Raw genomic sequence first — 6,608 nt, forward strand, 5'->3', positions numbered from 1 at the left:
TCGGCCAGCATGATGGTGGTGGCGTTGAGATTACCACTAATGATATTTGGCATGATAGAGGCATCGACGACTCGCAAGCCATCAATACCATGTACCAGCCCTTGACCGTTGACGACCGAATCATTATCTTCGCCCATCGCACAGGTACATGAGGGATGGTAAGCCGTCTCACCGTGCTCGCGCACATAGTCATCTAGCTGCTGATCGGTCACCAAGTCTTCGGTGGGTGAGATGGCAGCACCGCGATAAGGGTCCAGCGCAGGTTGATGCATAATCTCGCGCGTGATACGCATCGCCGCGCGGAACTCCTGCCAATCTTGCTCATGTGACATATAGTTAAATAAAATACTTGGATGCGCACTGGGGTCTTTTGAGGTCAGCTTGACGCGACCACGACTTGGCGAACGCAATGAACCGACGTGGGCTTGAAAACTGTGCGAATCACTGGCACTACGGCCATCGTAACGCACGGCAAGCGGCAAGAAATGATACTGAATATTTGGGTGGGTGAATGTCTCATCCGTACGGATAAAACCGCCACCTTCAAACTGGTTGGAGGCCCCAAGGCCTGTGCCATTGAACAACCACTCAGCTCCAATAGCAGGTTTATTCCACCACTTATTGGCAGGCGCAATCGACACTGGCAGCTTACATTCGTACTGCATATACAGCTCTAAATGATCCTGCAAGTTATTGCCCACACCCGGTAAATCTAGTATTTCTGTCACGCCAGCGTCTTTTAGCCACTGACCAGGGCCGATACCTGAGCGCTGCAATAATTGCGGCGAAGCGATAGCACCTGATGAGACGATCACTTCACGAGCGGCATAGAATTTTTTGCTTTGACCTTGATGCTCAACTTTAACACCGATCGCACGCTTACCATCAAATAAGATCACATCGGTGAGTGCCCCTGTCAAAATCGTGATATTGTCACGTGGCTTGGCACGATCTAGATAGCCTCGAGCCGTAGATGCGCGGCGACCATTAGGCGTCACAAAACGATCCATCGGACCAAAACCTTCTTGCTGATAGCCGTTCAAATCTTCGGTACGCGGATAGCCTGCTTGTACCCCAGCTTCAATCATGGCTTGAAACAGCGGATTCACCCCTGGTTTTGAGGTGGTCATCTCGACAGGACCACCGACGCCATGATAGTCGTTTTCGCCAACATCGCGGTTTTCTGACTTTTTAAAGTACGGCAAGCAGTCGAGATACGTCCAGTCTTCTAAGCCTTTTATCTTTGCCCAGTCGTCAAAATCGAGCGCATTGCCACGTATATAGCACATACCGTTGATAAGCGATGAACCGCCCAGCCCTTTACCGCGACCACAGTCCATGACACGGTTGTTCATATATGGCTCAGGATCTGTCTTGTAGCCCCAGTTATAGGTCGTTCCTTGCAGCGGCATTGCAAGCGCCGCTGGCATTTGGGTACGAAAATCCAATCGATAGTCTGGACGACCAGCTTCTAGTAGCAATACTTTTATATTGGCGTCTTCGGTCAGACGCGTGGCCAGCACATTACCTGCTGACCCTGCACCAACAATAATATAATCGTACTCAGGGGTGGTTGATGTCATAACATGCTCCATAATATGGAAAAATATAAATCACTTGGTAGCAGCAAGGTCAAATGCACAGCGTTATCAGGCCCAAACTGCGCTCACTTTCTCAATACCACTCGTTAAAAGACCGATTCAAACGCACCCAACTCTACTTGGATAGATTTGGTCTGAGTATAATGCTCAAGCGCCTCGATACCATTTTCACGGCCAACGCCTGAGTGCTTGTAGCCACCCACTGGCATCTGTGCCGCTGACTCACCCCACGTGTTCAACCAGCAAATACCCGCTTCGATCTGAGCAATGACGCGATGCGCACGCTTTAAATCAGTCGTCACCACTCCAGCTGCTAAGCCATAATCGGTGTCATTGGCGCGGCGTATGACTTCTTCTTCGCTCTCATAAGTCAATATTGACATGACTGGACCAAAGATTTCCTCACGGACGATGGTCATATCATCGCTACAATCTGTAAATACGGTCGGCTCAACAAAAGCACCATTAGCCAATGCGTCTGTTGTGACGCGTGCGCCGCCCGTTAGCAGACGCGCGCCGCTCTCTTTCCCTTGCTCGATATAGCCAAGTACGCGCTCCATATGCGGGAAGCTGACCAATGGACCCATGTTGATGTTCTCGTCCATTGGATCACCCAGTTTGATACGATTAACACGCGTTAAGATGGCTTGCTCAAACTTGGCTTGTAGCGCTTTTGGGACAAATACTCTCGTGCCGTTGGTACATACCTGACCAGTACTATAAAAATTCGCCATCATAGCGATATCAGCCGCGGTATCGATATCAGCATCATCAAATATGATCAATGGTGACTTACCGCCAAGCTCTAAGGTCACATCTTTTAGCGATGAGCTTGCCGCGCTCGACATGACCTTTTTACCCGTCGGCACACCACCAGTGAATGATACCTTGGCGATATCTGGATGATTGGTCAGTGCTTGGCCCACTTCATAGTTGCCTTGCACGACATTGAACACACCATCTGGCAGTCCCGCTTCTGTCAGGATTTCTGCCAGTTTTAAGGCAGTCAACGGCGTGACTTCTGATGGTTTAAAGATCATCGCATTACCAGCAGCCAATGCAGGCGCGGCTTTCCACATCGCAATCTGAATCGGATAGTTCCATGCGCCAATACCTGCGACCACACCCAGCGGCTCGCGGCGAGTATAGACAAAGCTCGTGTCACGCAGTGGAATCTGACGACCTTCAATCATGGGCGCAAGTCCTGCATAGTACTCAACCACATCAGCACCCGTGACGATATCGACATACTTTGTCTCAGAGTAGGCTTTGCCCGTGTCTTTGGTCTCAAGTAATGCGAGCACATCGTTGCGCGAGCGTAATATCTCAACAGCTTTTGAGAGAATACGACCACGCTCAACGGTGGTCATCGCCGCCCAGATTTTTTGACCTTTATGAGCCGCTTTGACCGCATCATCAATCTGCTCATTGGTGGTTTGCTGAATGGTTGCCAGCACTTCACCTGTCGCTGGATTGATGTCTTCAAAAGTGGCGAGCGTGTCATCGACCGCTAAGTAGCGACCATTAATATAGGCAGTTTGCACTTGTTCTAAATCGATAATGTCTGTCAAATTGTTGATATCTGTCATAAATACTCCTTGAGAGGATTGATAAAAGCGGCAACAAAACGCCGTTTTACCAAATCATATCGTCATTGTTAAAATTCTAAAGTTGGATGGTTAGCAATCCGGATATTTATTGACCCGAACGATTGTCAAAGTCAGGTTGCGTCATTTTTATCAATCGATCATGTAGCGATTTTTTATCTGATATGTTGATACCTGAAAAGTCGGAGAGCCAAATTCCATCAGCGACCAGACGAGCCATACATAGGGTTTCAGTATCGTCAGTGGCGGCATGTTTTTCTAACTGCGTGTTGGCCCATTTGGCCCACAGCTCACGTAGTTCACTATCACCTAGCATCAATACATATAAGGTGGCTTGGTTGTCGTATTCTTCTTGCGCTTTTTCGCCCAGACTGATGGTGGCATCGATATAAGCACGGGTAAAAGCGCCATGACTCACAGGATCTTTTGCCATAGCGGCCTCAACTTCTGCCTCAAATTTCGCCATAGCATCATCAAACACTTCAAGCACAAGGGCATTTTTTGTTGCAAAATGATGCATCACACCGCCCTTTGTCACGCCTGCCGCATCAGCGACTGCCTGAAACGTTACTTTAGATAGCCCTTGCTCAAGCGTGATCCGTGCTGCTTGATCGAGCAGAGCACGGCGAACCACTTCTGGCTGTTTTTTACGCTTATAAGGATTTTCTATTTCTACACTCATATCAATGCACCACAGAATTAGACAATAAATTCATTACAACGACACCGCCAACGATCATGGCAATGCCAACCACTGCTGCCGTATCAAGGGTTTGCTTAAATAGCACCAAACCTGCAAGCGATGTGAGCACAATGCCCAACCCGCCCCATAACGCATAAGCAATGCCTAGCGGTATCACCTTGAGTGTCTGTGCCAATAAATAAAATGAGAGCGCATACAGCGCCCCCATCATCAGCGTCGGCCCTAAACGGGTAAACTGCTCTGATTTCACCAAAAATGTCGTCCCTACCACCTCACATATAATGGCAATGGTTAGGCAACCGTAGGCAATCGTCGTAGAACTCATCTTTTGCGCACCGCCTTTATTTAAGCAACTGCTAATAAAACATAGCAAAGAAACCAAATGGTCGGTATTTTATAGAGTTCTGTTACCAATGTGAAGGGCTGTCTTGCAACTTTATTGTGACAAAGCATGTCGTAATGGCTTTTATTTCAAGATAGAACTGTTTTTATTACCTGCTTTGTCTTACGATCTAAATACTCGCGTGCGCTTTTTGCGCATTCTTCTACGTAACGTCTTTTATTTTTATAAGCGTACGTATCATTGTGAGCAAATCGGCCTATTTACGCCCCTATTGAACGAGCAGAGGCTCTGAAACGTCCTATCTGATAAGGGATAAACGCCTATTTATAATAATTGCGATAATATTTATAATTTATCTCAGAATAAGGTTGACAGCCTTTAACGACTTGGCTAAAATGTGCCCCACATAACGCGAACAAGCCAAGTAATGACTGTTTTATAAAGCTTGAAACACTTGCAGTTATGACAGCTTATTCTCCAATAGCTCAGTTGGTAGAGCAACGGACTGTTAATCCGTGTGTCCCTGGTTCGAGCCCAGGTTGGAGAGCCATATACGAAAAACCTTCATCACTATTTGATGAAGGTTTTTTTATTGTTGCCGTTTTCATATTGACTGATCATAATATTCGCATGGCAGCGGTGTTCTTTTTGGCATTTTTGTTGTATGGTAAGATTAGTTTTGATTGGGTTCGTTTTGTTTGAGTGTTTTACCCCTACTCACTAAAAATAATGGTTTATTATGATACCTGCACGTGTAAAAAATAAGTTCTCTGATCATCCGCAAAAAATCATGCGCCCGATCAGTATTCGGTTGTCTGAAGAAATGATTGCCCTATTAGAAACAACCAGCTCAGAATTGGGTTTTAAGCGCATTCAAGGGCTTATCCGTCTTTATATTCGTCAAGGACTCGATCGTGACCATCAAGATTATACGCTCGCTCATGACGAAGTATTTATTGAGACGTTACGTAAGCGCGGTGTGAGCCAGCGCATCATCGATGAGGCAATCGTTGTGACCCATAACAACAATATCTCTCACTCTTTATCTGAATTGCAAGACAGCGATCAATAATATCCTTCATCAGTCGTATTAATCATAACGATCTGGCTGAGATTGACTGAGACTCTAAAACGTTGTCACTATTTTTATCAAAAAGACCAAGTCTGCTCACGCAAGCTTGGTCTTTTTTGTGGCTATTATAAAGGTGAGATTACAATTTATAGATTAACCTTGCTCTCTGAACTCTTTTTTGCCTCATACCGACACGCATGTACTCTTTGACCTTATCGTACGTTTGCGACTGTGGTTAGCGATAACTAAACAAAACCTGTTCCCAAACACGGTATATTAAGAAAATAGTCGCAATGATTGGGGTGCATCCTCAATTTCAATATGAGGATGAAAATGTATAAGGAGAGGTACGATGATGGGGTTACAGCAGCATTTTTATAAAACGTTGTGTCTGACTATGGCAGTCGCCATGCTAGCGATAGCACCGGGTTGCTCGTCACCACAAACGGATCCAGACCAAAAAACCATACCGACTGACTCTGATCAATGGCAAAAAAAACTGGGACAGACTTTTGAGCAATTACCTGCCGACGATCAGCAGCTACTCAGTCGATATATGCTACGCATGAAGCTTAGCGATGCGTATGAATCGGGCGCCATGCCGCGTACCACTATCAAGCAGGCCCTCATACAACAGCGTGAGTACGAGCGGCTGCATCCTAATAATCCAACAGGCAAGAAAAGTCCTATTGTGAAAGGTCAAACAGCAAATGCGACGGCACAGACGTATCCTGTCGCTCTCTTACCGATTAAGACCAGTGATAGCGATAGCTTAAACCAAGTCAAAATGCAGTTTATGCTATCCAACCATGGAGACGTTGCAATACAAAGTTTTCAAGGCACACTAACCATGAAAGACGCCAACCTGAAACAAGGCAAAGACTTCAATGTTCCTCTCATACAATTTGATCCAGCCATCGAGCCAGAACAATCTGGCAAGATCATTATCGAGAGTAGTATCGAAGACATCAATGTCATGCGTGCCATTAAAAACACGAAGGATATGACGATCGAGATTAAAGAAGGCACACTTATATTGGCAGATGATCAAAGCATTAGGTTTGGCAATTCATTAGCTAAATAGTGGGACTGCGCATCATTTGATCTTTTATGAGGTTTATAGAGCCTGTCGTCCAGTATTTATAAAATACACCATAAAAAAAGCCCCAATCATTACTGATTGGGGCTTTTTAGCATTTGGCGGAGACGGAGAGATTCGAACTCTCGAAGGGCTATGAACCCTTGCCGGTTTTCAAGACCGGTGCATTCAACCGCTCTGCCA

Annotated in this window: 6 protein-coding genes and 1 tRNA gene; 3 read left to right on the plus strand and 4 right to left on the minus strand. The window is 46.0% G+C overall.

The features are described from left to right. The 4 genes from betA to B3V51_RS11440 form a co-directional block, all read right to left on the minus strand. The coding region (gene betA / locus B3V51_RS11425; RefSeq protein WP_286708459.1) for a choline dehydrogenase at nucleotides 1–1,583 on the minus strand (1,583 nt) is incomplete at its 3' end. Nucleotides 1,584–1,687: 104 nt separating this feature from the next. Further along, nucleotides 1,688–3,190 (minus strand): betaine-aldehyde dehydrogenase, encoded by a 1,503-nt coding sequence (gene betB / locus B3V51_RS11430; RefSeq protein WP_093068509.1) that lies wholly within the window; start codon nucleotides 3,188–3,190, stop codon nucleotides 1,688–1,690. Nucleotides 3,191–3,296: 106 nt separating this feature from the next. Further along, the gene (locus B3V51_RS11435) at nucleotides 3,297–3,890 is read right to left on the minus strand and encodes a TetR/AcrR family transcriptional regulator (RefSeq protein WP_058023770.1); all 594 of its coding nucleotides are present in this window, start codon (nucleotides 3,888–3,890) and stop codon (nucleotides 3,297–3,299) included. A gap of 1 nt (nucleotide 3,891) precedes the next feature. Beyond that, entirely contained in the window at nucleotides 3,892–4,236 is a 345-nt protein-coding gene (locus tag B3V51_RS11440; protein ID WP_071002053.1) for a DMT family transporter, read from the minus strand. Between the two features lie 492 nt (nucleotides 4,237–4,728). Between B3V51_RS11440 and B3V51_RS11445 the strand changes: the two genes are divergently transcribed. The 3 genes from B3V51_RS11445 to B3V51_RS11455 all read left to right on the plus strand — a co-directional run bounded on the left by B3V51_RS11445 (nucleotide 4,729) and on the right by B3V51_RS11455 (nucleotide 6,410). Continuing rightward, nucleotides 4,729–4,804: transfer RNA gene (locus B3V51_RS11445), tRNA-Asn, on the plus strand. Nucleotides 4,805–4,993: 189 nt separating this feature from the next. Next, nucleotides 4,994–5,326, plus strand: a complete 333-nt coding sequence (locus B3V51_RS11450; RefSeq protein WP_071002054.1) for a CopG family transcriptional regulator — start codon at nucleotides 4,994–4,996, stop codon at nucleotides 5,324–5,326. Nucleotides 5,327–5,678: 352 nt separating this feature from the next. Then, on the plus strand, nucleotides 5,679–6,410 hold the full coding sequence (locus B3V51_RS11455) for a hypothetical protein (RefSeq protein ID WP_228724549.1): 732 nt from the start codon (nucleotides 5,679–5,681) through the stop codon (nucleotides 6,408–6,410). The last annotated feature ends 198 nt before the right edge of the window (nucleotides 6,411–6,608 follow it).

It is taken from the genome of Psychrobacter sp. UBA2514 (genome assembly GCF_002341255.1).
GTDB lineage: Bacteria > Pseudomonadota > Gammaproteobacteria > Pseudomonadales > Moraxellaceae > Psychrobacter > Psychrobacter pacificensis.